The organism is Mucilaginibacter pineti (assembly GCF_900101875.1).
GTDB lineage: Bacteria > Bacteroidota > Bacteroidia > Sphingobacteriales > Sphingobacteriaceae > Mucilaginibacter > Mucilaginibacter pineti.
On the sequence record NZ_FNAI01000009.1, the window covers coordinates 126,295 to 152,872 of the forward strand.

The window sequence follows — 26,578 nt, forward strand, 5'->3', positions numbered from 1 at the left end:
CTTACGGGAACCTGTAAAGCACGCCTAATGCCAGCCCCTCGGTCCCTTGAACACCTTTAACCGTATGCTTATCATACAGCATGGTGCCGTTTATGGTAACGTTTATCAGCTTGTTTACACGTGCCGAAATAACCATATCCAAACGGTGAGTTATATACTCAATATTTTGGCCATAGGGTACAAATAACGCGTAACGAGCATTAAGGTGTACGTTTTTCATGATGTCCTTATCAAAAAGGGCCACCACCTGAAAAGCGAGGTCATTCTTTACAGTTTTGTTTGTATCAACCCCATAATTATCCGGGCGGAATTTTTTGATGTCCTCATTTAAAACAAATGTTTGGCGGGCGGTACCTGTACCCAAACGAAGATCAAAATACCCGGTTGGCTTATACTCAAAACCGACTGATTCGGTTAAATAGCCTGGCGACATAAAGTTTGAGATCAGCTGGCTATCAAACTTCCCTCCGCCGAGGTCAACATAATTGAATCCCTTGTCAAACTGCGATTCAAAGGTTAACGCTCCAAATACATACCAGTGTTTTGATAGTTGCGAGGCTATCTTATTGTCATAATAAATACGGTCGTTGGTTTTGCGTTTACCCTGCCCCTTATTTTTAGCAACGCCGTAGGTAAGGTTAAGTTCAGATACGTAACTGAAGGGAGCATTGTTATATTCGGTATGGTAAATAACATTTGATCCTAATGCTATTGAGTTTACGCCACCCGCACTATAGTTATTACTAAATGCCGATTGGCTGAAATTTAAGCCCAGCACAATGAATTTTTTCCAATGATTTACCTTGTAATCAAGCAGGGTAACGGGAATCTGTTCGCGTTGGATTTGTATAGGCCTTGCACGGGTGGGTATAGCGTTTTTACGGGAATCTATCCGTAGTTTATTAACCTGTGCGGTGTCAATTTTAATGGAATCTATTTTCAGGGAATCGGTTTGCTGTGCTATTGCCGATATACTAAAGGTTATTGATGCCAGTAAAAGCAGTCCAAGTCTGGTTTTTAACATAGTAACAAATTAAAGGAAAAATCTTCTTTTTTGTACACAATAAACAAAAATGTTATAAATGCTTTCAATTAATTTAACGTTTTAGCAGTAAGCATGCATTTTTTGTTACTCAACAGTTGTGCGTGGCTTTTCATTTATATACACGCTTACAACCTGTATTTGACCTTATTAATGGCAAGCCTTTGATGGCCAAAATGGTTATGGCAATAGTTTTCAATGAATTATCCATCTTATAGATTAAAAAATCCATTTACTTAATATGCGCTTAGTAGTAGCTTTAATAGTTCATTTACGTAAACCTTATAGCCAATATAATAATGAGAAACTTACTGTTATTACTCGCTTTGTGCATGATTTTTTCCTGCAAGCAGCGCACTGCCAACAAAACCTCTAAATTATCTGGAAAGTATACCGTTGTTGGTTTTAAGGTAAAAACCGACATGCAAAAAGATGGAGGTCGATTAATTGCCGCAACTGATGGCCAAAGCTATGCCTTTAATTTTACGAGTGAAGATGCGGTTTTAATCAATCCCAAACTGGGTATGGAATATTTTTCCGATTCGGTTTTTAAATACAGGGTAACGGATACCATATTGTTCCTGTCGGATAAAAACAGCGAACATGCTATTCGGTATCGGCGGGATGGCGAGATTTTAAACCTGTTCATCAACACAAACGGGATTGACACTCTGCAAATAATGCCCGTTAAGCAGGCAGGATTAAACTAATTAAGATTAATTCTCTACCGGTGGTGTAATCAGCGGTGCCAGCGTGTAGGAGGTTTTATTTGAACGAAGATACCGTTTCAGGTTGTTTCTGATCATTGTTATAAATTCGTAATCGCTGGCAGTTTTAACCGTGAAGTATCCGGGGCGGTAACGAAACATGAACTCGGTCAGTTGCTGGTCCTTCAGCTGGGTTACGGTGGCTACAAAGGTGCGGTTAAAGCGATAGTCTATCACCTTTTGTTTATAGTCCTTGTCAATTATTTCACGCAGGCGATCAGCATTGCGGCCACTGCGGCTAAAAGCGTTCCAAATGGCATCAATACTTATACCTGCCCCGCCGCCTGGCGCTGCTGATAAAAAGCTTTGATTGTATTCAGATCCGTATATTTTTGTGTAATCCCTTTTTGTGGCTGCCAGCTGTTTCTCCGGGTTAAGCATGGTGTCACGAATAACAACTTCTTTAAGCTGTATGGCCGAACGTTTCATATAAACTGCCATTGAAGTGTTGCCTTGCACCTTAAGTGTATCGGCGTTATGGTCGCCTTTTGTAAAGATCAGGATATCGCCGGGTTGGGCATCTATAGAAAACTCACCTTTGAAAGTATTATATACTGATTTTCCTGTAGTAGCATTAAGCACGTGTACTTTGGCAATACGGTCCTTGCTTTCTTTATCAAATACAATTCCCTCAACCGGCTTTTGCTGGGCAAAAACCAATGCAGGCAATATGCAGGTGAAAAAAAACAACCGTATTTTCATTGTGGCGCCAAAAATAAACGTTCGGCAACGCTTGGTATACTATTTAACAACAATTAACTTATGACGAGCCTTTTATGCTCGTCCTGCTACTTAACAACTATAAGCTTTTGCCCAATTTTTATACCATTATCCGGGATACTGTTTAAGGCTTTTAGTTCATCAACTGTTATTCCAAAACGTTTGGATATGTTGTATAGTGTATCGCCCTGCTTTACAGTGTATATTTTATCGTCGGGCTTGGTTTTAGTTAGCGTGTCTGTTGTGCTGTCTTTACCAATAGTATTGTTGATCTGCGACAGTACTCGGTCCTCGCGCTTTATCTTGGCAAGTTCGCCTTCTGGCCTGTCATATTGGTCCAGATTATATTTTACAATAATATTGATAAGCAGCTGCGGATATTTTGGATTGGTAGCATAGCCCGCGGCCTTCAGGCCCCTGGCCCAGCCTTCGTAGTCGTTCTTATCAAGTTCAAAAAGTTTGGCGTAATTCTTCCTTTTTAAAAAGGTAGAGTGGTCACGGAAAGAATCCTCGGGATTGTCATAAACCCTAAAACATTCGTTGGCGCTGTCATCATCCTTAAAATAGCTTTTGCCTTTCCACTCACTGGTGCATTTAATACCGAAATGGTTATTGGCTATCTTGGCCAGATCGCTGTTGCCCGCGCCCGATTCAAACAGGCCCTGTGCCAGCGTAATACTTGCGGGGATACCATACGCATTCATTTCCTGTATAGCAATGGCTTTAAACCGCTCGATGTAGGAAATTGAGGTGTAGGGCTTGTAATTGTCAATAGCATCGCGGTTGGCTTTCTGGATGCTGCTGTTATTGCGTTTTACTTCGCGGTTAGAGATGGTGGGTGTTGCCTTTTTACGCGCCGAGCAGGAGCTAAAGCAAATAAATACAATAAATAATAAGTAGGCTGATCTTTGCATACCGCTAAATCTTAACATAAGGCGTTGTTTTAAAACACGCCAAAATAAGATTTTATTGTTTAGTTTCTGCTAATTGAGGTGCATCTGCCGGTTTGGCTTGCTGCTCTTCTGGTTTTTCATCCAGATCATGCAGGTCGTATTTATTGATGATACCTAAAACCTGTGCGGCCCATTTGCGGCTGCTGGCGTAACCGCTGCGCTGGATACCGTGCGCCCAGCCGGTATAATCATAATGAGTAAGCGCGTCTGCCAGGTGGCTGAATTGCTTACGCTCTGTCATGATGCGGGCAAAATCCTGAAATGAATCAAAAACCGAGTTGTATTTTTTGTAGGATGAATGTACTTTCTTATGGTGTTTAATAAAAACTACACCGCCTCCGCCTTTTACTCCAAACTGATTATTAAGGTTTTGTGCTATGGTGCTGTTGCCGTTGGCCGATTCATGCATGGCTACACCCAAAACGATGCTTGCCGGGATACCGGTTTGGTGCATGATGCGTATGGCATCATCTTTGAACTTATCAATATATGATTGTGAACTGTTTTTCTGTGCTGATGCAGCTAATGTTGAAATCAACAGGGTTGTAATCAGTAAGATTTTCTTCATAATTTATTTTTTTCTGATAACCAGCAGTCCATCGCGTACTGGCAGGATGATTTTTTCTACCCTGCTATCAACAGCTATGTGGTCATTTAGTTTGCGAATCCCTTCAGTATCGGCATCTTTTTCGGGGCCGTACACTTTTCCTTTCCACAAAACATTATCAATTATTATTAATCCTCCGGATCTGACTTTGTCAAAAACCAATTGAAAGTAAACAAAATTATTCTTTTTATCGGCATCAATAAACACTAAATCGAAAACATCTTCTTGTAAATCAGCAATTACAGCCTCGGCCTGACCAAAATGCAGCTTTATTTTATTTTCAACATTTGTTAGTTTAAAGTGTGAATTGATGATCTCCTCCATTTCGTGGTTAACCTCAATGGTATGCAGAATACCTCCTTCGGCCAATCCCTCGGCCAGGCAAATTGCCGAGTAGCCGGTATAGGTTCCTATTTCCAGGATTCGCTTGGGCGCCACCATCTTGCTCAAAAAACTCAGCAGCCTGCCCTGGTAATGGCCAGACAGCATGTGCGGCCTCAGTACCTTGATATGCGTTTCGCGGTTAAGCTTTTGCAAAGCCTCCGGTTCCGGATCGCAATGGTCATCTAAGTATGCCTGCAAGGCAACAGGGAGAATTTCCATGCGGCAAAGATAGGGAATTTGAACCATGATTAGCTTGATTAGAGGATTTCATGATACGTGGATGCCTTTTTTCTGAACCATGATTAAAGGATTTATTGATTTTCATGATTTTATTTTAATCTTTATTTATGGAGAGTAAAGAGTTAACCGAAAAAATAATTGGTTGTGCTATGAAAGTTCATACTACATTAGGCAACGGCTTTCAAGAAGTGATATATCAAAGAGCTTTAAGTATAGAAATGTCAAAAGCTGGTTTGGCATATGCAAGAGAACTTGATATGGATATTTTTTACGACGGAATTGAAATAGGAAAAAGACGGGTTGATTTTTTTGTAGAAAACCTGATCATGGTAGAATTGAAAGCCATCATCTCTTTAGAAGAAGTACATCTTGCACAAGCGATGAATTATCTTAAAGCCTATAAAATGAAAATTGGCCTCCTTATAAATTTTGGCTCAAAAAGTTTTCAATTTAAACGTGTGCATAACAACAAAATGCTTTAATCAACACAACAAGTAAACAGCATCAGGAAATCCTTTAATCAAGCTAATCATGGTTCAGAAACAAAATCAGCGGTCATAACTTCCGCCAAACTTCTGTAAATGCCGTTCCATCTTTAAATGTGAAATTAAGCGTCAACTGCTTTTTATCTTCGCTAAACCGGTAGTTTATTTTAAAGCCCTGGCCAAGCGGATCGTCTGATTTTTCGAGCCTATACAATGCTGTTTCCGTATAACTTTGGGCATTGTCGATAGTATACTTCCCGCTGTGCGAAATTACCGAACCAGTATTCCTGATTTGTAAATTCGCAAAAGTGCCGTCGGAATTAAACATTTTTAAATAACCCGGACCGGCACTTTGTAAGTCTTGCCCGTTAGTTGAGCCTTTAGATAGTTCCCAGATACCCACAAATGCTTTTTTATTGGATTGTGCAAAAGCAGCGGACGCAACAAAATAAAGGCATAGGAAAGCCGCAATAAGTTTCAGGTTGGTTTTCATAATATTTCAGGTTTACTGGTTAATCCAAATGTATAAAAAAACCGAAACTAAATGGATGGTATTATAAAAAAGCGCTTTTCTCCATCCAGCTCTGCAACAATATCACTGCCGAAATATTGTCCACCAGTTCCTTGTTTTGACGGGCCTTTTTACCCATACCGCTTTGCGCTATAGTTGCCGATGCCATTTTTGAGGTAAAGCGCTCATCCAGCATTTCTATGGGAATTTCCGGGAAGGTTTTTTTTAGCAGGCCTACAAATCCTTTTACGTGTATGGCCGATTGTGATGGCGTATTATCCATTTGCTTGGGTTCGCCAACAATAAAGCGTTCTACCTGCTCGGTTTTAAAGTAGGTTTTAAGGTAATCGATAATGTTCATCGGGTGCACCGTATCCAGCCCAGTCGCAATGATTTGCAAAGGATCGGTAACCGCAATGCCGATGCGTTTGGTGCCGTAATCAAAAGCCATTACTCTCATTTTGTAAAGATATGAGATGTGAGATATGAGATGTGAGATTTTTGCTTTTGTTTATCAGGTTAGCTTAGAATTATTAGTTTTTTGTCTCAAATCTCATATCTCACATCTCAAATCTGTTCCGGCAATGTCTCAAATCTAATTCCACATCTAAAATCTATTTGCTATTTTGCACCAAATGCAGTTTAAAGAAATAGTAGGACAGGTAGCAACAAAGCAACGGTTACTTAACACGGTGACAGAGAGCCGGGTAAGTCATGCGCAGTTGTTTTTAGGCCCCGAGGGTTCGGGCAGCCTGGCGCTTGCCGTGGCATACGCTCAGTATCTTTCCTGCGAGGATAAGCAGCCCGAGGACTCCTGCGGCGTATGCTCGTCATGCCGGAAGTATAATAAACTGATGCATCCCGATCTGCATTTCTCGTACCCGTTCTTTGCTAAACATAAGGATGATACCGCCCTTACCTTCATTGAACAGTGGCGCGAAGCCTTTACGGCAAATCCCTGCATGAGCCTTGATACCTGGCGCGGATACCTGGATGCGGAGAACAAACAAGCCAACATCAATATTGCCGAATGCCACCAGATCATCAAAAAATTAAGCTTTAAGCCTTTTGAATCTGCTTATAAGATCCTGATCCTCTGGTTGCCCGAATACCTGGATAAATCCGGCAATGCGCTGTTAAAAATAATTGAAGAGCCGCAGCCCAACACGCTTTTTATACTGGTGGCGCAGAATCAGGATCAGATCTTAAATACCATTCTCAGTCGTACGCAACTGGTTAAAATACCATGCCTGCATTCGCAGGAGGTGAAGCAATATCTCATCAAAGAGCATAATCAAACCGAAGATGCCGCTGCCGAAATAGCTTACCTTACAAACGGCAACCTTACCGAGGCCTTAACCATGCTGCAGCATGATACCAAGAGCTATCACGAACTTTTTGTGCAATGGCTTCGCCTTTGTTTTAGCAATAAGGGACTGGAGGTTTTAACCTTTGTAGATACTTTTGCCAAAATGGGGCGCGAAAACCAGAAGAACTTTTTGAGATATGGCATCAGCTTTATACGCGAGTGCTGTTTACTGATGGCCGGGGCGGGTAACCTGGTGCACTTACCGGCAAAGGAACTGGAAACAGCCCAAAAAATGACCAACGTCCTTTCAATAGCAAAGGCTCAACATATAAGTACCGAATTAGAAAAGGCGCATTATCATGTGGAAAGAAACGCAAACCCTAAAATTTTATTTTTAGATGTATCTTTACAGATTATAAAAGTGCTAAATTTAAAAACCATCCCTTCGGGGAGTCAATATATACCAAATTAAATATGGGATGTGGAAGTTGCTCAACAGGGGGCGGATGCTCACCTGCGGGCTGCAAAAGTAATGGTTCATGCCTTACTAACGGTTGCAGTAAATTAGATGTATACGATTGGTTGTCCCACATGGATATGCCAACTAACTATAAACCTTTTCCGGTTATTGAAGTAAAATTTAAGGGATCGCGGAAGGAATTTTACCTTAACAGTGATAATATTTATCTTGAGGCTGGTGAGCTGGTGGCTGTTGAAGCTACTACCGGCGGCTATGATATTGGCCATGTATCTATCACCGGCGAACTGGTACGGATGCAAATGACCAAGCGCCATGTAAAAGAAGCCGATGTGGTTAAAAAGATTTACCGCAAGGCTACCGTTGCCGATGTGGATAAGTGGAAAATGGCCAAGGACATGGAATGGGAAACCATGCACAAATCGCGCAAGCTGGCATTGGAACTTAACCTGAGCATGAAGTTAAGCGACGTGGATTACCAGGGCGATAAAACAAAAGCTACTTTTTATTATACGGCCGAAGGCCGGGTTGATTTCAGGGAGCTGATTAAAAAAATGGCCGAAACCTTCCGTATCCGTATTGAGATGAGGCAGATAGGTATGCGCCAGGAAGCAAGCCGTTTGGGCGGTATTGGGTCATGCGGCAGGGAGCTTTGCTGCTCAACCTGGCTAACCGATTTTAAGACCGTATCTACCTCGGCAGCACGTTACCAAAATCTTTCGTTGAACACCCTGAAGCTGGCCGGCCAATGTGGCAAGCTGAAATGTTGTCTTAACTACGAGTTGGATACCTACATGGATGCGCTTAAACACATCCCTGATAATGTGAATGTGCTGAAAACTGAAAAGGGTGATGCGCGCCTGCAAAAGACAGATATCTTTAAAAAGATCATGTGGTTTAGCTACCCTCGCGAAGAATCATGGGTTCCTATGCCGATAGCCAAGGTGAAGGAAATTCAGCAACAGAATCGTGAGGGCATTATCCCGGCCGATTTAGGCGAAATGGTGGAGCTTGAAAACGCACCGGCAAAGGCACTTGATTATGAAAACGTGGTTGGGCAGGATAGCCTTACCCGCTTGGATGACCGCAACCGTAATAAAAATCAAAAGCGGCCAAATAGTAATAACAACAATAATAATAACCGCAACAGGAACCAGAAACTAGGTTCACAAGGTGGCGAGGCAAGACCTAATAATCAGCCACAGGGTGCAAACTCCACGGTAGAAAAACCTGACGGTGAGGGAAATCGCCCGCAGCAGCAAGGAAACAGGCCACAGGGTAATCGCCCGCCACAGCAACAGGGCCCACGACCTCCGCAGCAAGGATCACGGCCTCCGCAGCAAGGATCACGGCCGCAAGGTAATCGTCCACCGCAGGAAGGTGGTAAACCTCAGCCGGAAGGAGGAGGAAATAACAACAGGCGCAACAGACCAAACCGCCCTAACAATCCTAACAGGAATAATAATAACGAGAATAAACCACCACAGGATCCGCAAGCGTAATGAAACGGACTATCAATACCTTTTGTGGGGCAGTATGCGTGATTTTGACCATGCTGCTGGGAAGCTGTACCGACCCAAAATCTGTTATAGATACCAACACCGCCATAACAGATCATAACTGGTCGTACGTGAATAGGGTTAAGTTTGATTGCAAGATAGACGATGAAAAAGCGGCCTATAACCTCTACATGAATTTGCGGGTTACTGATGCCTATAAATATGCCAATCTGTTTGTACTCATTTACCAAACTGCGCCGGGCAGCAAGGCAAAAGTTACCCGCTATGAACTAAAACTGGCCAACCCAGATGGCGAGTGGCTGGGCAAAGGATCGGGCAATTTATATAGCTACCAGGTTCCTTTCCGCACTAATATTAAATTTCCGGCCAAAGGCAATTACCACTTTGAAATAGAACAAAATATGCGCGATAACCCATTGCATGAAGTTAGCGATGTGGGATTGAGGGTGGAGAAGGCGCAGTAAAAATTTACTAAAACAAAAGCCCGGATGATCACTCATCCGGGCTTTATAATACTTTATAGTTTATCAGAAATTTAGTTCATCCTGTAAGGAGCGATCAAATAAAATTCGGGGATCTGTACATTAAAACTGGCATTATCCAAGAGGCGGATCATTTGGTATTCGCCTTTCATACTGCCCATATCTGTTTTAAGGTTACAGCCTGATACATATTCATGTGAAGTGCCGGGTTCAATAACCGGTTGCTGACCCACCACGCCTTCGCCCTCTACCTCACGCTTTGCTCCGTTGGAATCAAAAATATACCAGTGACGGCCAATTAGCTGAATAGCGTAATTACTCATATTCTCAATGTTTACCTTATATGCAAACATAAAGTGGTCGTTAGCCGGGTTGGAATATTCGGGCTGATATATGGTTTCAATGGAAACCTTAACACCCTCAGTTATAGTGGTAACCATGTGAAATGTGTCTGTTTAATTCAAATATAAATTATCTGAACAAATATTACGCCATTTGAAAGGCATATTTTTCGTCAATTTCTGCTAAAATCTCGTGCAGTTCGTTCAGTGTGGTTGCGGTAACCAATTTCATGCGGTACTCTTTAAAGTGATCGATGCCCTTAAAGTAGTTGGAATAATGCCTGCGCATTTCAAATACACCCGTTTTTGGCCCCTTCCATTCTATGGATTTTTCCAGGTGGGTACTGCAAGCCGCTATGCGTTCGCTAATGGTTGGCTTATCCAGGTGCTGGCCGGTTTTAAAGAAGTGTTTTATCTCGCGAAAGATCCAGGGATACCCAATTGCCGCACGACCTATCATCATACCGTCAACCCCAAACTCCATGCGCCAGTCGGCCGCTTTTTCTGGTGAGTCGATATCCCCATTACCAAAAATCGGGATCTTGATGCGGGGGTTTTTCTTGATATCACGTATCAATGCCCAATCGGCCACGCCTTTGTACATCTGCGCGCGGGTACGGCCATGAATGGTAAGCGCTTTAATACCCACATCCTGCAGGCGTTCGGCTACTTCGTAAACATTTTTAGTATTATCGTCCCAGCCTAAACGGGTTTTTACAGTTACGGGTAAATGGGTTGCTTCAACAACGGCTTTGGTCATGGCCACCATTTTGTTGATATCCTGCAATAAGCTGGCACCGGCGCCACGGCAGGCTACCTGTTTTACAGGACAGCCATAGTTAATGTCCATCAGATCGGGGCCGGCAAGGGAAGCAATTTCGGTAGCCTCACGCATATGGTCGATATCGCTGCCGAAGATCTGGATGCCAATAGGACGTTCGTACTCAAATATATCCAGCTTTTGACGACTTTTTGCCGCATCGCGGATCAGGCCTTCGCTGGAAATAAATTCGGTGTACATCATATCCGCACCGTTTTGCTTGCACACATAACGGAAGGGAGGATCACTCACATCTTCCATCGGCGCCAGCAACAGCGGGAACTCTCCTAAATCAATATTTCCTATTTGTACAGACATGCTTATCTTTAGCCCTGCAAAAGTACGAATTTTACGTCAAATGATAAAAGAACCCTATAAGGATTACACGCCGCAGACAACCCGGCTGCACCCAACCCTTCAGTTTTTGATTTTAGTTAGCGGCACTTTTGCAATGATCTTTATAGGTTTTGCAATTGCAGCAGGCATTATTGTTGTAGTTTATGATGCCAAAACACTAACCGATGTATTGGGCTTTAACACAGGCAATAAGCACGCGCTGGCCGGTTTGTGGATATTGCAGATTGTAAGTACCACCATCCCGCTTTTTGTTGCTCCCGTACTTTTTGCCCGGTTTGTGGCCAATGAAACGCAGGCTTATTTAAAACCAACGTTTAAGTTTTCACTGGTTTATCTAGTGCTGGTGTTTGCAATAATACTGTTTTGCAGTCCGCTAATGGAACTGCTTACTAACATTAATCAAAAGCTAACCCTGCCCGCCTCACTTAAAGGTTTGGAGGATGCGATGCGCGCGATGGAGCAATCGGCACAAAAAGCAACGGAGGCTATGTTAAAGATGAACACCGTTGGGGATATGCTTTTTGCTGTATTGGTTGTTGGCCTGTTAACGGGTATTGCCGAAGAGTTTTTATTCAGAGGAGTAATACAAACTATTTTTACCCGTTGGACAAAAAACACACATGCCGCCGTATGGATAACCGCCATATTGTTCAGCGCCTTTCACATGGAGTTTTTTACGTTTTTGCCGCGTGTGCTGCTTGGTGTTTTCTTTGGCTATTTTGTAGCCTGGAGCGGCAGCATCTGGCCGGCGGTTTGGGGGCATTTTTTAAATAATGCATCGGCCGTGGTTATTACCTATTTGTATCAGCAAAAGCACTCAAGCCTTAACCCGGATAACCAGCATGTATTTAATTACTGGATAGATAGCTTAAGCTTAATAATTGTTTTATTTTTGCTTTACATATACAAAAACATAACACAGCAAAAAAAGCAAATGGTTGAATATTAAATGGAAAAAAACTGGATCAAAATTTTTACTTCATCCAATTTTTATCAATCAGAAATTGTTAAGCAAATGCTTACCGGTCACCATATTGACACTGTTTTATTAAACAAGCAAGATTCATCGCACCGGGCCTTCGGCGATATCGAGGTTTACATTCACCAGGAGGATTTTAGCAAGGCCATTGAGATCATGATCCTCAATCAAATTAATTTATGAGACTACGCGCCATCACGGGCTTCTTTTTTATAATAGTAATGGTGGGTTCTGTTTTACTGGGCTCATTTGTATTCAGTTTGTTTTACCTGGCGTTAAGCGCCTTTTGCCTGTTTGAGTTTTATAAGCTTATAAAGCAAAACACGGCAAAGCCAAATGTGCCAATTGGCCTACTTAACGCCGTGTTGTTGTTTACCGCGTTTGCACTGTTCAACTACGCTTCATTTTCAGCATTGCCTGGTTTAAGCGGAAAGCATATGGCATTCACGCTGTTATTTTTATTGCCTTTAACATCGGGCGCTATACTAATGCTGGAACTTTTTAAAAAGTCGACCGCTCCTTTCAATAATATAGCTTACACTTATTTCGGGATTATATTTGCCGTTGTTCCGTTTATATTTTTCCACGCGCTGGCCTTTGTTGGCGGCAGTTTCAATTTTCATATCCCGCTGGCGTTTTTGATTATGCTTTGGGCAAATGATACAGGTGCTTACGTGGTGGGTAGCCAGATCGGACGGGTAAAATTGTTTGAAAGACATTCGCCAAAGAAAACTTATGAAGGGCTTATTGGTGGTATTGTAATCAGCGCCGGGGCAGCCCTGATCCTGGGCCATTATTACCAGGAGCTATCGTGGAAACAATGGGTTACAATTGCCATTCTTATCTCCTGCTTCGGTACCATGGGCGATCTGGTTGAATCTATGTTTAAACGCAGTATCAATGTTAAGGATAGCGGAGGTATTTTGCCTGGGCATGGCGGTTTGCTGGATAGGTTCGACGGATTATTATTAGCCGCACCTATTGTATATGCGTACCTATACTTCATTTCAAATTAGTAGTTTTGTAATAAATCACCTATAAATATGACTTTTCATAAAGAAGGATATACTTCCCTGGCCATTACCATATTGTTTATTGCTGTATTAAACGCAGTTATCCAGTTTTACATGCCCGAAGCGCACGTGTTAAAATGGATTATCTATATTTTATCCGGATTTTTCTTCCTGGTTATCGTGCAGTTTTTCCGCAGCCCGTTTTTTGATATCAGCACTGATGAAACCACCGTGCTTTGCCCTGCCGATGGTAAGGTTGTAGTTATTGAAGAAACGGACGAAACTGAATTTTTGAAAGACCGGCGTATTCAGCTGTCGGTATTTATGTCGCCGGTAAATGTGCACGTAAACCGTAACCCAATAGCGGGTGTGGTGAGCTATTTTAAATATCATAAAGGGAAATACCTGGTAGCCTGGCACCCCAAATCATCAACCGAAAATGAACGTACCACCATCGTTATTCAAAACAGCGAAGGGGTATCTGTATTATTCAGGCAAATTGCAGGCGCGTTGGCTCGTCGTATTGTGTGGTATGTAAAAGAAGGTGATATAGTAGAGCAAGGACAGCAGTTCGGCTTTATAAAATTTGGATCGAGGGTTGATGTGTTTTTGCCATTGGGTACCAAAATATTAGTAAACATAGGCGATGTGGTAAAAGGCGGCCGCACCATACTGGCCGAGCTACCAAGCGCGTTGAAAGCGGTTGCTAAAGCCGAAAAGCATAAACCTGCAGTAACTGTTGAAAGTATAGCTGCACCAATAGCGGAGCCCGTTGCAGATGAAGAGCCAACAGTAATTACCAATGCCGATCATCAGCAGGAATTACCGTTGGTTATTGATCACCCTAAAACAGAAACTCCTCAAAAGCCGGTAAAAAAGGCCGCCGCTGCTAAACCAGCTGCCCCTAAATCACCAAAAGGTAAAAAGGAATAGTAATCAAATTGTATAAATCACAAAAGGACTCCCGAATATTCGGGAGCCCTTTTGTGGTATTATCGGAAAAGAAACTTACTTCTTTTCTGACTTTGATTTTTGGTTGATACCCGCTTCTGCGATCTTGGTAAGCAAGCTGTCGCAGGCTTTTTCTTCCTGTAGCGTCGAATCCAATAGTTCGGCCGCTTCATTATAGCCTAAAACGCTCGCTAATGTTTTAAGCGTTCCATAAGAGGCAATTTCATAATGCTCAATTTTTTGAGCCGCAGAAATAATACCGGCATCGCGGGTGATGCTGCCTTTTTCGGTTTCAGCTATGATCTCTTCTCCCTCTTTCAACAAGCCGGCCATCGCTTCGCACTTAACGGCTACAGCTTTTTCGCCGATGGATGCAAAGGCATCTTCAAGGCGCGTGATCTGGTTTTCGGTTTCACTCAGGTGATTTTCTATCGCGGCACGCAACTCATCGGAGGTTGCAGCTTTTGCCATTTTAGGCAGCGATTTTGCCAGGTGCTTTTCGGCCCAATAAATGTCTTTTAATTCGTCGATAAACAATTCATTTAATGCCGAATCCTGAACGTCTGTAGTTTGTTCTGGTGTTTTTGTTTTTGCAGTTGCCATGGTAGATGTGTTTTTAAGTTTTGTATCGACGACAATACAAAGGCAATGCCAAATTACTTATTTTTAAATAATATTAGTTAAGAGTTAAATTTACAATATAGAATACGCCTTTGATGAGAATAAAACTGTATTATAAAACTTAAAGTTGTAGATAATAAAGGAAAGTGCAATCAAAAAAAGAGACTAAAATGTTATAAGCTTATATTATAGCTTTAGGATTTAGAAATTAGGATTTAAGTCCCCAATACCAGATCCGCCACTTCCTCGCCAACTAAACTGCCCATAGCCACACCCATGCCGTTGCAGCGCACAGCGCAAAATATATTAGGTTCAACCTGTTTTACTATCGGACTAAGTTCTCCACCAAAACCCATGATGCCGCTCCACCAATAGTCTATTGCCACATTTTGACCGGGCAGGATAACTTCGTTTAAATAAGCTATAAGCTTTTGTTTTACCGTATCGGTATGGCCAAACTCCCAGGTTTCTTCGGCCTTGTAATCAAGGTTACGGCCACCGCCAAAGAGTACCCGATTGTCGATATTGCGAAAGTAGTAGTAACCCTCGTTAAAATGATAGGTACCTTTGAGCTTTAAGCCGGGCACAGGTTTGGTAACCAGCACCTGGCCTCTGCCAGGAATAACTTTCAGATCCGGAAACAACTGATTTGCGAAGGCATTGGTAGCCAGGATAACCTTACCGGTCTTAAAATTTCCTTGTGATGTTTGCAGGCAGATGTGCGTATCATCTTGTTTTATTTCATCGATGTTAACACCGTTTAAAACCAGCACGCCTAAATTGTACACCTTATAAAGGAGTGTACGCATCATTTTGCCGGTATGCAACTGGCCCTCAAAAGGGTTGTAAATAATATGGTTAACATTTTTGAACCCAAAAGCTGCAATTTTTTCATCGGCCACTGAATAAATGTCAGCCTGGCCAATGGCTTGCTGCATCAGCTTATTAAGGTTGTCCATCTGATCAAGAGCCAGGTTGGCTGCCGCGGCTTCGTCGTTCATGAACAGCTCGTGTCCTCCGTATTGGTGGTAATCTATGTTGGCATCACCCAGGTTTTGCCTTAATCGTTGAAGGCCGCGCCATTTATAATTCACCATACGCATGACCTCTTCTTCAGATGATTGCTTTATCGCCTCCAATTGTTCAGAAACAGTACCGAAACACGCAAAACCGGCATTTTTGGTACTGGCGCCAGATGGTAAAAGCCCGCGCTCCAAAACTAAAACCTTTAAAGCAGGCTGCTGCTTTTTCAGGTGCAGTGTCGCGCTTAACCCAACAAGTCCGCTGCCAATGATAATTACATCGGCATTATCAATAAACGCTGTGTGCTCCCAGTATGAAAATGTTGGCTGCATGTTAAATCAAATGTAAAAATTGCCCGGCACTCCTTATCTATAAATAAGTAACGTGTCGAAAATTAATTTAAGATGTACGTCACATTTTCAGTAAAATTCTCGTCATTAACTGTACGGAATACTTTTTGATTAAGCATTAATACTCAGATCTGCATTTTTTACTTTAAAAATTGACTTATATGAATCACTTATCGTTAATTATGGCATATGTAGGCTACAACTCAGCATGGTTTCTGATGATTGCTGTTGCGTTGGTAAGCTTTTTAGTGCAGTGGCGATTCAGAAGTAAATTTAAACATTACTCGGAAATTGGCTTGCTATCCGGTCTTTCGGGCCAGGAGGTGGCAGTAAAAATGCTGCGCGATCATGGTATTTACAATGTACAGGTAGTAAGTGTTGATGGTCAGCTCGCGGATCACTATAACCCCGAAACACGGACTGTAAATTTAAGCCAGGATGTTTTTTATAGCCGCAGTATTGCCGCCGCTGCGGTGGCCGCCCACGAATGCGGACATGCCGTTCAACATGCGCAGGCTTATGCATGGCTAAGTTTCCGCTCGGCCATGGTTCCGGCTATCAACGTGGCATCAACTATTACTCAATGGACACTGTTCCTGGGAATCATGTTATTGTTTTTTACCAATAACCCGGTTGTGCTGGCGGTGGGTGTAGGTGCATTGGCGCTGGTTACTTTCTTCAGTTTTATAACATTGCCTGTTGAGTTTGATGCCAGCAGAAGAGCACTGGCCTGGCTCAATAATAACTACAGCATTATGCAAACCCCGGCAGAGCACGAGCAAGCAAAAGACGCCCTATGGTGGGCTGCCATGACCTATGTTGTAGCCGCCCTGAGTGCATTGGCCACGCTGGTTTATTACGCTTCGTTTTTGTTTAACCGGAGAAACTAATGTTAGATGTGCAGATATCAGATGTGCAGATTACAAATGTGCAGATTTCAGATGAAAAGAAAAAGAAGATGCCTTTCTGCTCGCAGAGGGGCATTCTTTTTTATTTATTATCCTATCCTAATCATTTGCATATCTGCACATTTGTAATCTGCACATCTAAAACCCGCATATAAATCTTTAGCTTAGTGTAACCTAATTTCAAATGCGGTTGTCAGAGAGGTTGTAACACATGCAAAGCAAGCTTTCAGATATAGAACTTATAGAACAAACGCTGGCGGGTAACCAGTCGGCATACGCCGATTTGGTTAAACGGCACCAACGTTTTGTATTTACGCTGGCTATGCGTTTTTCAAAAAGCAGGGAGGATGCCGAAGAGATTGCCCAGGACTGTTTTATAAAAGCTTACCGGGCATTGGCTGCATATAACGCGCAGGCAAAATTTAGTACGTGGTTATACACCATTGTGTATAATACGGCTATGACGTTTTTACGGAAGAAAAGGATTGCTACCGATTCTGTTGATGATGAGAATATCTATATACAGGTTGAAAATCATGAATCGGCTTATGATGGCGATAATGTAGAGAACAAATCAAGATCCTTTTACCTTAACAAAGCCATTGATCAATTGTTACCTGATGATGCCATCATCATCACCCTGTTTTACAAGAGCGAGCAATCATTAGAAGAAATTGCCCAAACCCTGGGCATTGAGGCCAACACGGTTAAGGTTAAACTATTTAGGGCGCGTCAGCGTTTAAAAGAAAAGCTGGAGCGCAATTTAAAACATGAGGTTAAAGAACTGATATGAACACCATTGAAGAAAAACTCTGGAACTATATTGATGGTACCTGCACACCGGTTGAGCAGGAGGCCATTGCCCGCCTTATTGAACAGGACGAGGTTTATAGAAAAAAATACGATGAACTGCTGGCGCTAAACCTGGAGTTTGCCATGATGGATCTTGATGAACCATCCATGGCTTTCACCTATAATGTAATGGAAACCATCCGCACAGAAAATGCCATGCAGCCGCTTAAAGCAGCTGTTGATAAACGGATAATTAAAGGCATCGCTGTGTTTTTTGTTTGCACGATATTGGCGTTGCTGGTAATTACATTTGCAAATGTTCATTTCACCGGTACCGATAATGTAACCTTACACCTCCCCGTAAATATTAAAGTGCCCAATTTAAGCGGCTTTTTCAACGGGCCATTTATGAAATGGTTCCTGGTGTTTGATGTTGTGCTGGCTTTATTTATAACCGATAGCTGGATCCGTAGAAAAAAGACGGCAAAAGAAGTATAAATGTTCTGTTTGGTGTACTCCAAACCCGACAAGCTGCCCATTCAATTAGTCAATCTACAGTTGTTTTGTAATTTAAATAACAGTTTACAGCTATGGCAAAGGCAATTACAAGAGTTTAGCCGTTAATTTTGAAACCCTGTTTTTTTGGTATAGTAATTGTATTAACATATCCGAACTGGTAAACTTACCGGTTTAATTGTGATAAGGTTTAGGTTGAAAGTCCCCCGGAGCAAGTCTGGGGGGCTTTTATTTTTTAACCCTATTTCGATTTATCAAATGATGGGTATCAAGTTATATTTCCACTTCCCCATCAAACACCTGCACGGCGGGGCCTTCTAAAAATATATCCGTAAATGCTTTGCCATCGTAATTAAAGCGGATGTTAAGGTTGCCGCCCAGTACTTTAATTGGGGTAACAATATGCCCGGTTTTTTGGTTATGGCTGGCCATTGCCAGAGCTACTGCGGTAACGCCGGTTCCGCAGGCAAAGGTTTCATCCTCTACACCGCGTTCAAAAGTTCGCACAAAGTAGCCGTCGCCAGCAGGCTCAACAAAGTTTACATTGATACCCTTTTCACGATAGGTTGCATTATTGCGGATGGCTTTGCCTTCATGAAAAACATCGCGATGCTCCAGATCCTCAACTAATTTCACATAATGAGGCGACCCTGTATTAAGTACATAAGCGTCCAAATCGGTATTGAGTTCGTGTACATCAATCATTTGAAGGCTCACCCAATCACCGGTGTCGGAAATTTTGGCATGGTGTGGGCCGTCTACCGCCAAAAATTCAGTATCGGTTTTAATGATGTTTAAAAATTTGGCAAAGGCTACAATACAACGGCCGCCATTCCCGCACATGCTGCTTGGCTGTCCATCGGCATTGTAGTATACCATCTCAAAATCGTACCCGGCCTTGTTTTGCAAAAACATCATCCCGTCGCCGCCAATACCAAAACGGCGATCGCACAAGTGCTCAATCAGTTTTGGATTGGTATGGTCAACTATATTTTCGCGGTTATCAACCAGTATAAAATCGTTCCCGGCACCCTGGTATTTATAAAATTGTATCTTCACAATAATGTCATTTATAGTCAGCTACTTAGCTGCTTGTTTATTTGTTATAGCAACCGTAGCTGCTATGTAAATCAATTTAACAAATTTTAACAAAAATCGCGATAACTTATCATTGATTATGTCGTCTATATGGTATTAAATTTGATTTGTTGAATTATAAACAAAAATAAAGAAAGGTAATTATAAAGATGAAAAAGATTGGTTTAACACTATTGACCGCTTTTGTTGGAGGTGCAATGGCTTTGGGCGCATACAAGGTTATCGAGAGTAAATACTCAGATAACATGAGCTTTGAAGACAAGCAAAAGGTTTATTTTACCAGTAATAAATCTACACCTATTGTATCATCAACAGGCTCTCTTGATTTTACAGAGGCCGCTGCCGCGGTAACCCCGGCGGTAGTATATATCCGCACTACTTACAGTAACGAGTCGCAAGGGAACAGTAAGCAGGACCGTTTTGAGCAAATGTTTGGCGATATGTTTGGCCAAAGCCCAGGCGCACGTGCCCCGCAAATGGCATCAGGATCGGGTGTTATTATTTCAAACGATGGCTATATTGTAACCAATAACCACGTGGTTGAAAAGGCTGATAAGATAACCGTTGCCACTAATGATCATCGCCAGTTTGAGGCTAAAGTTATTGGTACAGATCCAAATACCGACTTGGCGTTGATCAAGATTAATGCTACCGACCTGCCTATTGTAAAATTAGGTAACTCAGATGAAGTACGTGTTGGCGAATGGGTTTTGGCAGTTGGTAATCCATTTAACCTAACCTCTACCGTTACAGCGGGTATTGTAAGCGCTAAAGGCCGTAACATTAACATTATTGGAAATGATGATAATGGCGATGATAGTAATCCTTTTGGGCGTACCAGTAATCAAAACAGGCGAAAGGCCAATAAGGCTATCGAATCGTTCATTCAAACAGATGCGGCTATTAATCCGGGCAACAGTGGCGGCGCATTGGTTAATACCAAAGGCGAGCTTGTGGGTATAAATGCCGCGATAGCATCGCACACCGGCTCTTACGAGGGTTATGGTTTTGCTATCCCGGTTAACCTGGCCAAAAAGGTGCTGAACGATATTAAGAAATATGGTAACGTAAAACGCGGTTTCGTAGGTGTGAGTTTTGTTGAACTTAACCCCGATGCAGCGCAAAAGCTGGGTATAAGCAATACCGTTGGTTTATATGTTGATAGCCTTGTTGAAGGTGGTGGTGCAGCAGCAGCAGGCCTTAAAAAAGGTGATATTATTAACAAGGTAGAAGGTACAACGGTATACGAATCATCAGACTTGCAGGAGCGTGTTGGTCGTTTACAACCCGGTGATAAAATTAACCTCACCGTTTTGCGCGATGGCAAAGAAAAGAATTTTGCGGTAACGCTTAAGGCTGATGCTACACCGGCTACAAATCGTACTGCAGCTGTTTCAAAATCGGCTGAGGAGCTGTTTAACAAACTGGGCGCAAGCTTTCAGCCGTTAACACCGGCTCAAAAATCAAAATTCCATGTTAATTCGGGAGTGTTTGTAACACAGGTACGCGAAGGCAGGATGTTTGACAGCCTGGAAATCCCTGTTGGCTCTATTATCACAAGTATCAATAAATTACCAATAAATAGCGTAACTGATATTGATAAGGTGATCACCAACCTGCGCAATGGTAACCTGGTAGTTTCGGGTTATTACCCAGATGGAACAAACTTTAATAATAGGTTCCAAATACAGTAAGTATTTTAATGTGATAAATATTTTTAAACCCGGCTTATGCCGGGTTTTTTGTTTTGGAATATTTGCCGTCAAGATACGCTCACCTGCAAAATCTTTCTAAAAGAAACTCACTCCAGCGCTCCAGCCTACCCAGCCGGTGAAATTACTGTTGCCTTTTATAAAGTTGCGGTGCATTGTTTGCAGATAGCTATAGCCGCTTATAGGGCTGTGCTGATCTGAATAGAACATGTTTAACGATGGGCCTGCGTTTACGGAAATCCATTTACTTAATTTATAAGTTAACCCCGCATCCAGGCGACTAAGCTGATTGGTACGGTGCCAGGTGCCCTGGTAAATATATTGCTGCGTTATTTCGGGGTTAATGGCAAAATGCTTACCCATGCCAAGCTCCGTACCTAAACCCAGTCCGAAAGTGTATAATTTATCATTATTGAGCCTCATGCCGCCCTGCCAAATGGTGTAAAGTTTTTTGTTGCCCATTTTAAAAGCTACGTTGGCGTTGGTGGTTTCGTTTGTTGAGAGCGCTAGCTTATGGTAACCGGTGCGTATTATGTTGATAAAGCCAATGCTATAGCCCGACGAAGTGTCGGCAATATTTATCAATCCTATTTGCAGGCCGCGCAGGTTGCGTGCATAATTAAACAGGGACGATATCTGTACACCATCTACCCGTTGTGCTATATTGCCTGTGCCGGCCAATTGTATTCCCCTTAAAGTTTTACCTGCTATATTACCTACTAAGCTTACCTGCATGCCATTTACACTGCCGCGGGTGTGGTTATAGCCCGATAGCTGCAACCCATCCGCATCATGCTTTACGCTGTTATGGAGCAGGGCCAGTTGAAATCCCCTTGTATTGCCCAACACGTTGTTGTACAGACCACCAAGTTGAAAGCCGCTTACGTTGCCGCCTACTACGTTAAATATGCCGGCTATCTGCACATCGCGTACGTTACCTTTGTCCAGGTTGAAAATGATACCCAGTTCAAAGCCATCAACCCCGGCATTATAGCCGCCTACTGCGTTTAATGATACCGTATTAACTACCTGCCCGCCAAATTGCCCGTGTGTGCTTACGCCGGGAATTGCAGATGCTTGAAATGGTGCTTCGGCAATAAGACCGCCCAGGTTAATATTCTGGATCTGTTGTTTGGTTGATATAAACAGCCGGCCCAGAGAGGTGTTTTCGATACCCTCATAATCGTTGCTGATCACATAATCTACCAGGCTTTTTGATTTATTGTCTTTTGGGTTGATGATAACGCCCGCCAGGAAAGTGATAGTGGTATCCCGGTAATTTTCTTTGCTGATGGTTAGCGATACCGCCTCGCCATTGCTTTTCAGGTTCAGCTCAAAGTGCCCTTCCTTGTCTGTTAAGGCTGATTGAAGGAGTTCGCGATTATACACGCTGGCGTTTTCCAGCTTAGCACCGGTTTTATCGTCGGATACAAAACCGCTTACTACGTATTCGCCATTTTCGGCGGTGGCTTTTTCTATAGAGAATGCCAGTTGAAGCGGGGCATACCGCAGGATCACGAAATTACGTGCTTCCTTATACTCAAACCGGTTATTGAGCATTTTATCAAGTACTTCTCTTATCGTCCAGTTATCTGCATTTATGGTTACCAGGCTATCTGTTTTTACGATGTTACTGTTGTAAGAAAAGGTAAAATTGCCCCGTTCTTCAATGGTTTTTAACACCGTGCCCAAGCGCATATTACTTACATGTACCGAGATGTTTTTAGCCAGGATAGACTCTGATGCGCTACCTATCCCCGGTAGGGAAAAGAACATCAGTAGTAAAAGTAAGTGCTTAGTTAAACGGGACATGGGTGTTAAATAGGATGTTAATAAACAATATTGTCATTTCGAAACGAGGTACGAGTGAGAAATCTTGTACTTTATACATATCGGATAAGTATGGCACGCCTACAAGGTCTTAGAAGATTTCTCACTCGTACCTCGTTTCGAAATGACATTTTTGGGAGGATCGCAAGAGGTTTTTTATTCACAATGCCATTTCCCCTTATCTAAGTATAATTTGTTTGCCTTTACGTACAACGGTAATCTTTGATGTGCCCTCAAACGTATCGGCAATGACGGTCAGCACATCATCGAGCGACTGCTTTTTAAACACCGTTGTGATGGGCAAATTTTGCAGGGCTTTATTGCCGATAATGATGTGCGCACCGTAAACCTCATTAAGCGCAGGCACCAGTTCGGCTAATGGAGTATGGTCGCATATTAACTCTCCGGTCAGGTAATAATTATACAGTTTGCCTTTGCTGATCTCCTTGCTCAATACCCCTTCATCTTTGTTTATCGTTACCCGTTCGCCAGGGATAAGATTTACGCTGCTTTGTTTTTTGCTTACTTTAACTATGCCTGTTTCTACAATTACCTCGGTTTTGCCGTTTCGCTCTTTTATATTGAAAGACGTACCAACTACCCTAACCGTTACATCGTTCACCTTAATTATAAAAGGTTTCGACTTATCCGGCGCGACCTTAAAAAAAGCTTCACCCTGCAGGCTTACCGGTCTTATCTCGCCTTTGAATCTCTCCGGGTAAAGTAATGTGGAGTGGCTGTTAAGGGTTATTACTGATCCATCGGGCAGATTTGCTGTACGTACTTTGCCCCGGCTATCAATTTTAACAACCGAAATAGAGCCATTATCATACACATGATTAAACGTTAACCAAAGCACGGTACAAATAAGCACCACAGAGGCTGCCAATCCTATCCAATGGCTTGTTTTCAGACGTCTTATTGGGGTTTGGCGCTGCGCAGGCTGGTTGGTGTGGATTCGGTTATGCAGACGGGTATATGCGGCGTCCTCATCTACATTAGCGGCTGCTATTTGCTGACTTTCGTCCCATATCAGCTTAAAACGCTCGTATTCGCTACGGTTTTCTGTGCTTGCACTTATCCAGTTCTCCACCAGTATGTACTCCGCGGGCGTAACTTCGCCAAGCAGGTATTTTACCAGCAAATCATCATCTATAGGTGTATTGGCATTACTCATACACTACCATCGTATTAAAAAAAGTAAAATAATTGGTAAAAACTCGGCCAGTTTTATACGCATCAGCCGTAAGGCTTTGCCCATTTGGTTCTCAATTGTTTTAATGGAGAGGCCCATCTGATCGGCAATTTGCTGGTATTTAAGCTGTTCAAACCGGCTTAACTGAAATATGGTGCGGCATTGCTGCGGTAATTCATTCATGGCCGCAGTTATGTGCTGTTGCAACTCGGTGGTCATTACTTTAACCGATGCCTGCTGCTGTTGCTCGTTATGCTCCATCTCCCCGGTATAATATACATCGAACGATGCCTTAACCTTTTGGTGTTTAATATAATTAAGACTTTCGTTATGAACCGACCGGTACAGGTATGATTTGAGCGAGCCATCGGTTTTCAGCTGATCGCGTTTTTCCCAGATGCGGCAAAATACATTCTGCACAATTTCTTCGGCCATTTCATTATCCCTTAAAAAAGTGTAGGCGTAGGCGTGCAAGCATTTGAAATGTTCTTTAAATAACCGTTCAAATGCTTTCTCGTTGCCTTGCTGTAATAAAGTTATAACTGTGCTATCGCTGTATTCCACTTTAAGAGGGTGAAAATATGCGTTAAATATAGCTTGTTTGGCAATGATATGCACAATATACTGAGTAAAGCAATAAGATCAGACCAGCTGGATCTGGATAGTATAAAGCGAATGGTGGATGTCGACCATGCTGCAAATACCGTTATTGTACGAGTAAAAGTTATAATTACCATCGGGCAGGTTAACCCGGTACACATGTGGCGAAACCTGTTTTACCTGTAAAAACTGCTGAAAATTATCAGAATAGATCTGCGCGTTATCGGCGGGCTCGTGGCAGTACAATAGCATTAAGTTAGCATTGATCTGCTTTTTATCAAGTCGGCCGCTTTTGCCTTCTGCAAGTGTTTGGTAAGCATCGCCTTCGGCTTTGGTTTGACGGTTGGCCTTCTCCTTGCCATTAACGTTACGGCAAACATGCGAACTGATGAGCTTACCATTTTCAAACACCGACTCCTCATTAATATTAACATTGATGCTCATGATAAAGCGCATCTTTACTTCGGATATCATTTTAAGATATAGGTTGTCGCCATTGCGTTTCTGGTACAAATTCATGTGACCAACAATTTTGCCACTGTGCAGCACATTGTATTTTACCGTTTGTTCCTGCGCCATTACACCTGCCGAAAAACAAATAAATGCCAGTAGCGTAACTGCCTTTTTTAACGGTAGAAGAAAACGAAAAGGCTGTATATTGTGCCGTAACAAGGCTGGAGTTACGTATTTTTTAAAGAGCCATATGAGGAGTGCAAGTATCATGAGCGGGATTTTTTTTAATAGAAATTGAACAACTGTTTTGCGTTAACTACAGCTATTACAACATATTAAACACTTACCCCTATGTACTTGCATGATTTTTTTTCGCAATATAATAATTAATACTACAAAATTAGTAGTCTTTTTATTCTTTATTCAAATCTGCGGTTGAATGGCGCTAACAATAATTCAACTTTGCTGTTACATATTAAACTATTTGCACGTTACTATAGTCATACAAACAAAATACACACACATGAAGAAGTTATTGATCCTGTCTGCATTACTTACATTTACTTATGGCGCCTTTGCGCAGGGTGTTGACCTGCGCCGCAAAATAGAAGTTACCGGCATAGCCGAGCAGGAAGTTACCCCCGATATTATTAACGTTTCCATTTCCCTCCAGGAATACATGGACGGTAAAAAGCATATTCAAATTGCCGATCTTGAAAATCAGCTGGAAAAAGCTGTTAAAGATGCCGGTATTGCACCTGCCGATTTTACGGTAAGCAATGTATCTGCCTGGAACAACACTTATCAAAAGAAAAAAGCTCCGGATTTTTTAGCCAGCAAACAATACGGCCTGCGCGTACGCGACCTTAACAAGTTTAATCAGATAATGGCCAAAATTGATCCTAAAGGTATTCAAAGCACCAATATAGATAGTTACGATTATTCAAAAATGACTGAACTTAAACGCGATTTGAAAATCCAGGCATTGCTTGCCGCGCGCGATAAAGCCACCTACCTGTTAACCGCCCTCGGCAACAAACTTGGCGACGCCCTTAACATTACCGAAAGCGATAACAGCAGTTTTCCTCAACCACGCCAGTATGCAAACGTTATGATGTTCAAAGCCGCATCTGCTGACGCTGCCCCTGCCGAATCTGATATCGATTTTAAAAAGATAAAACTGAGCTTTTCTATACAGGCAGTTTTTCAGATAAACTAATCGGATACAACCCTCTATATAAGGGCTCTAAATCAAAAGAACATTTTGTCATTCTGAACGGAGTGAAGAATCTGTTAACCATATGCTTGCGAGTGCATAGCGGTTAGCAGGTTCTTCCTCTTTAGGGGTGGCAATTTTTTTTGTAAAGTGATTTTGTCTGAACCATGATTAAACGGATTTGATTTGCAAATACACTAATCTAAAAATCCGCTTAATCAGAAAAATCCCGGTTCAGACAATCCCCATCTAAGTCAATCCACCAAGCAAATCAAAGCCCTATCCCTTGGAGAGGATTGGGTGAG

General features: G+C 42.3%; 29 protein-coding genes and 1 pseudogene. 14 read left to right on the top strand and 16 right to left on the bottom strand.

Annotated elements, in window-relative coordinates; genetic code table 11:
* Position 1: 1 nt before the first annotated feature.
* On the bottom strand, positions 2-1,024 hold the full coding sequence (locus BLS59_RS18860) for a DUF3078 domain-containing protein (RefSeq protein ID WP_091151455.1): 1,023 nt from the start codon (positions 1,022-1,024) through the stop codon (positions 2-4).
* Between the two features lie 317 nt (positions 1,025-1,341).
* Here BLS59_RS18860 and BLS59_RS18865 point away from each other — a divergent pair, with 317 nt between their 5' ends.
* A complete protein-coding gene (locus tag BLS59_RS18865; protein WP_143014167.1) occupies positions 1,342-1,752 on the top strand; it encodes a hypothetical protein in 411 nt (136 codons plus the stop codon).
* A gap of 6 nt (positions 1,753-1,758) precedes the next feature.
* Here BLS59_RS18865 and BLS59_RS18870 read toward each other — a convergent pair whose 3' ends face one another.
* The 4 genes from BLS59_RS18870 to BLS59_RS18885 all read right to left on the bottom strand — a co-directional run bounded on the left by BLS59_RS18870 (position 1,759) and on the right by BLS59_RS18885 (position 4,692).
* A complete protein-coding gene (locus BLS59_RS18870) occupies positions 1,759-2,511 on the bottom strand; it encodes a hypothetical protein (RefSeq protein ID WP_091151458.1) in 753 nt (250 codons plus the stop codon).
* Positions 2,512-2,597: 86 nt separating this feature from the next.
* The gene (locus tag BLS59_RS18875; RefSeq protein ID WP_240315280.1) at positions 2,598-3,461 is read right to left on the bottom strand and encodes a glucosaminidase domain-containing protein; all 864 of its coding nucleotides are present in this window, start codon (positions 3,459-3,461) and stop codon (positions 2,598-2,600) included.
* 34 nt (positions 3,462-3,495) lie between these two features.
* On the bottom strand, positions 3,496-4,050 hold the full coding sequence (locus BLS59_RS18880; protein WP_091151460.1) for a glucosaminidase domain-containing protein: 555 nt from the start codon (positions 4,048-4,050) through the stop codon (positions 3,496-3,498).
* Between the two features lie 3 nt (positions 4,051-4,053).
* Positions 4,054-4,692 (bottom strand): O-methyltransferase, encoded by a 639-nt coding sequence (locus tag BLS59_RS18885; RefSeq protein WP_091151462.1) that lies wholly within the window; start codon positions 4,690-4,692, stop codon positions 4,054-4,056.
* A 128-nt stretch (positions 4,693-4,820) separates the two neighbouring features.
* Here BLS59_RS18885 and BLS59_RS18890 point away from each other — a divergent pair, with 128 nt between their 5' ends.
* Positions 4,821-5,195: a GxxExxY protein gene (locus tag BLS59_RS18890; protein WP_091151464.1), complete on the top strand. Its 375-nt coding sequence runs from the start codon at positions 4,821-4,823 to the stop codon at positions 5,193-5,195.
* Positions 5,196-5,268: 73 nt separating this feature from the next.
* Here BLS59_RS18890 and BLS59_RS18895 read toward each other — a convergent pair whose 3' ends face one another.
* Together BLS59_RS18895 and ruvX are read right to left on the bottom strand one after the other, a co-directional pair.
* On the bottom strand, positions 5,269-5,691 hold the full coding sequence (locus tag BLS59_RS18895) for a DUF4488 domain-containing protein (protein WP_091151465.1): 423 nt from the start codon (positions 5,689-5,691) through the stop codon (positions 5,269-5,271).
* Between the two features lie 61 nt (positions 5,692-5,752).
* Positions 5,753-6,169 (bottom strand): Holliday junction resolvase RuvX, encoded by a 417-nt coding sequence (gene ruvX, locus BLS59_RS18900; RefSeq protein WP_091151467.1) that lies wholly within the window; start codon positions 6,167-6,169, stop codon positions 5,753-5,755.
* 175 nt (positions 6,170-6,344) lie between these two features.
* Between ruvX and BLS59_RS18905 the strand changes: the two genes are divergently transcribed.
* The 3 genes from BLS59_RS18905 to BLS59_RS18915 are packed head-to-tail and all read left to right on the top strand — an operon-like array spanning position 6,345 to position 9,480.
* Positions 6,345-7,490 (top strand): DNA polymerase III subunit, encoded by a 1,146-nt coding sequence (locus BLS59_RS18905; protein ID WP_091151468.1) that lies wholly within the window; start codon positions 6,345-6,347, stop codon positions 7,488-7,490.
* A 2-nt stretch (positions 7,491-7,492) separates the two neighbouring features.
* Positions 7,493-8,998 carry a regulatory iron-sulfur-containing complex subunit RicT gene (gene ricT, locus BLS59_RS18910; protein ID WP_091151470.1) on the top strand — a complete coding sequence of 502 codons (1,506 nt, stop codon included), beginning with the start codon at positions 7,493-7,495 and terminating at the stop codon, positions 8,996-8,998.
* Positions 8,998-9,480, top strand: coding sequence for a gliding motility lipoprotein GldH (locus BLS59_RS18915; RefSeq protein ID WP_091151472.1), 483 nt, complete (start codon positions 8,998-9,000; stop codon positions 9,478-9,480). The genes ricT and BLS59_RS18915 overlap by 1 nt, the downstream gene beginning before the upstream one ends.
* A 71-nt stretch (positions 9,481-9,551) precedes the next feature.
* Here BLS59_RS18915 and apaG read toward each other — a convergent pair whose 3' ends face one another.
* Together apaG and dusB are read right to left on the bottom strand one after the other, a co-directional pair.
* Positions 9,552-9,938 carry a Co2+/Mg2+ efflux protein ApaG gene (gene apaG, locus BLS59_RS18920; protein ID WP_091151474.1) on the bottom strand — a complete coding sequence of 129 codons (387 nt, stop codon included), beginning with the start codon at positions 9,936-9,938 and terminating at the stop codon, positions 9,552-9,554.
* A gap of 46 nt (positions 9,939-9,984) precedes the next feature.
* The gene (gene dusB, locus BLS59_RS18925; protein ID WP_091151476.1) at positions 9,985-10,977 is read right to left on the bottom strand and encodes a tRNA dihydrouridine synthase DusB; all 993 of its coding nucleotides are present in this window, start codon (positions 10,975-10,977) and stop codon (positions 9,985-9,987) included.
* A 40-nt stretch (positions 10,978-11,017) separates the two neighbouring features.
* On the opposite strand from dusB, the gene BLS59_RS18930 reads away from it, so the two are divergent.
* The 4 genes and pseudogenes from BLS59_RS18930 to BLS59_RS18945 form a co-directional block, all read left to right on the top strand.
* Complete coding sequence (locus BLS59_RS18930) at positions 11,018-11,965, top strand: CPBP family intramembrane glutamic endopeptidase (protein WP_162842697.1); 948 nt, start codon at positions 11,018-11,020, stop codon at positions 11,963-11,965.
* Positions 11,966-12,178 carry a putative signal transducing protein gene (locus BLS59_RS18935; RefSeq protein ID WP_091151480.1) on the top strand — a complete coding sequence of 71 codons (213 nt, stop codon included), beginning with the start codon at positions 11,966-11,968 and terminating at the stop codon, positions 12,176-12,178. It begins immediately after the preceding gene.
* On the top strand, positions 12,175-13,011 hold the full coding sequence (locus tag BLS59_RS18940; RefSeq protein ID WP_091151482.1) for a phosphatidate cytidylyltransferase: 837 nt from the start codon (positions 12,175-12,177) through the stop codon (positions 13,009-13,011). The genes BLS59_RS18935 and BLS59_RS18940 overlap by 4 nt, the downstream gene beginning before the upstream one ends.
* 27 nt (positions 13,012-13,038) lie before the next feature.
* Positions 13,039-13,692, top strand: a pseudogene (locus tag BLS59_RS18945) (phosphatidylserine decarboxylase family protein); the annotation flags it as partial.
* 324 nt (positions 13,693-14,016) lie between these two features.
* Here BLS59_RS18945 and BLS59_RS18950 read toward each other — a convergent pair.
* Positions 14,017-14,562: a YciE/YciF ferroxidase family protein gene (locus BLS59_RS18950; protein ID WP_091151484.1), complete on the bottom strand. Its 546-nt coding sequence runs from the start codon at positions 14,560-14,562 to the stop codon at positions 14,017-14,019.
* A 233-nt stretch (positions 14,563-14,795) separates the two neighbouring features.
* Complete coding sequence (locus tag BLS59_RS18955; RefSeq protein WP_091151486.1) at positions 14,796-15,935, bottom strand: NAD(P)/FAD-dependent oxidoreductase; 1,140 nt, start codon at positions 15,933-15,935, stop codon at positions 14,796-14,798.
* Positions 15,936-16,114: 179 nt separating this feature from the next.
* Here BLS59_RS18955 and BLS59_RS18960 point away from each other — a divergent pair, with 179 nt between their 5' ends.
* The 3 genes from BLS59_RS18960 (at position 16,115) to BLS59_RS18970 (ending at position 18,151) form a co-directional block, all read left to right on the top strand.
* Positions 16,115-16,843 (top strand): zinc metallopeptidase, encoded by a 729-nt coding sequence (locus BLS59_RS18960; protein ID WP_091151488.1) that lies wholly within the window; start codon positions 16,115-16,117, stop codon positions 16,841-16,843.
* A gap of 229 nt (positions 16,844-17,072) precedes the next feature.
* Positions 17,073-17,654 carry an RNA polymerase sigma factor gene (locus tag BLS59_RS18965; protein ID WP_091151489.1) on the top strand — a complete coding sequence of 194 codons (582 nt, stop codon included), beginning with the start codon at positions 17,073-17,075 and terminating at the stop codon, positions 17,652-17,654.
* Positions 17,651-18,151 carry a hypothetical protein gene (locus BLS59_RS18970; protein WP_091151491.1) on the top strand — a complete coding sequence of 167 codons (501 nt, stop codon included), beginning with the start codon at positions 17,651-17,653 and terminating at the stop codon, positions 18,149-18,151. Before BLS59_RS18965 ends, BLS59_RS18970 begins: the two co-directional genes overlap by 4 nt.
* A 291-nt stretch (positions 18,152-18,442) precedes the next feature.
* Here the strand turns inward: BLS59_RS18970 and dapF are convergent, their stop codons facing one another.
* Positions 18,443-19,228 carry a diaminopimelate epimerase gene (gene dapF / locus BLS59_RS18975; protein ID WP_205411308.1) on the bottom strand — a complete coding sequence of 262 codons (786 nt, stop codon included), beginning with the start codon at positions 19,226-19,228 and terminating at the stop codon, positions 18,443-18,445.
* 188 nt (positions 19,229-19,416) lie between these two features.
* On the opposite strand from dapF, the gene BLS59_RS18980 reads away from it, so the two are divergent.
* Positions 19,417-20,961, top strand: coding sequence for a Do family serine endopeptidase (locus tag BLS59_RS18980; RefSeq protein WP_091151495.1), 1,545 nt, complete (start codon positions 19,417-19,419; stop codon positions 20,959-20,961).
* 96 nt (positions 20,962-21,057) lie between these two features.
* Here the strand turns inward: BLS59_RS18980 and BLS59_RS18985 are convergent, their stop codons facing one another.
* The 4 genes from BLS59_RS18985 to BLS59_RS19000 all read right to left on the bottom strand — a co-directional run bounded on the left by BLS59_RS18985 (position 21,058) and on the right by BLS59_RS19000 (position 25,327).
* Positions 21,058-22,791 carry a peptidase associated/transthyretin-like domain-containing protein gene (locus tag BLS59_RS18985; protein ID WP_143014168.1) on the bottom strand — a complete coding sequence of 578 codons (1,734 nt, stop codon included), beginning with the start codon at positions 22,789-22,791 and terminating at the stop codon, positions 21,058-21,060.
* A 196-nt stretch (positions 22,792-22,987) separates the two neighbouring features.
* On the bottom strand, positions 22,988-23,986 hold the full coding sequence (locus BLS59_RS18990) for a FecR domain-containing protein (protein WP_091151498.1): 999 nt from the start codon (positions 23,984-23,986) through the stop codon (positions 22,988-22,990).
* Positions 23,987-23,989: 3 nt separating this feature from the next.
* Entirely contained in the window at positions 23,990-24,568 is a 579-nt protein-coding gene (locus BLS59_RS18995) for an RNA polymerase sigma-70 factor (RefSeq protein ID WP_091151773.1), read from the bottom strand.
* 78 nt (positions 24,569-24,646) lie between these two features.
* Positions 24,647-25,327, bottom strand: a complete 681-nt coding sequence (locus BLS59_RS19000; RefSeq protein WP_143014169.1) for a DUF6134 family protein — start codon at positions 25,325-25,327, stop codon at positions 24,647-24,649.
* A 253-nt stretch (positions 25,328-25,580) separates the two neighbouring features.
* Between BLS59_RS19000 and BLS59_RS19005 the strand changes: the two genes are divergently transcribed.
* Positions 25,581-26,276, top strand: a complete 696-nt coding sequence (locus BLS59_RS19005) for an SIMPL domain-containing protein (RefSeq protein WP_091151505.1) — start codon at positions 25,581-25,583, stop codon at positions 26,274-26,276.
* Positions 26,277-26,578 lie beyond the last annotated feature (302 nt).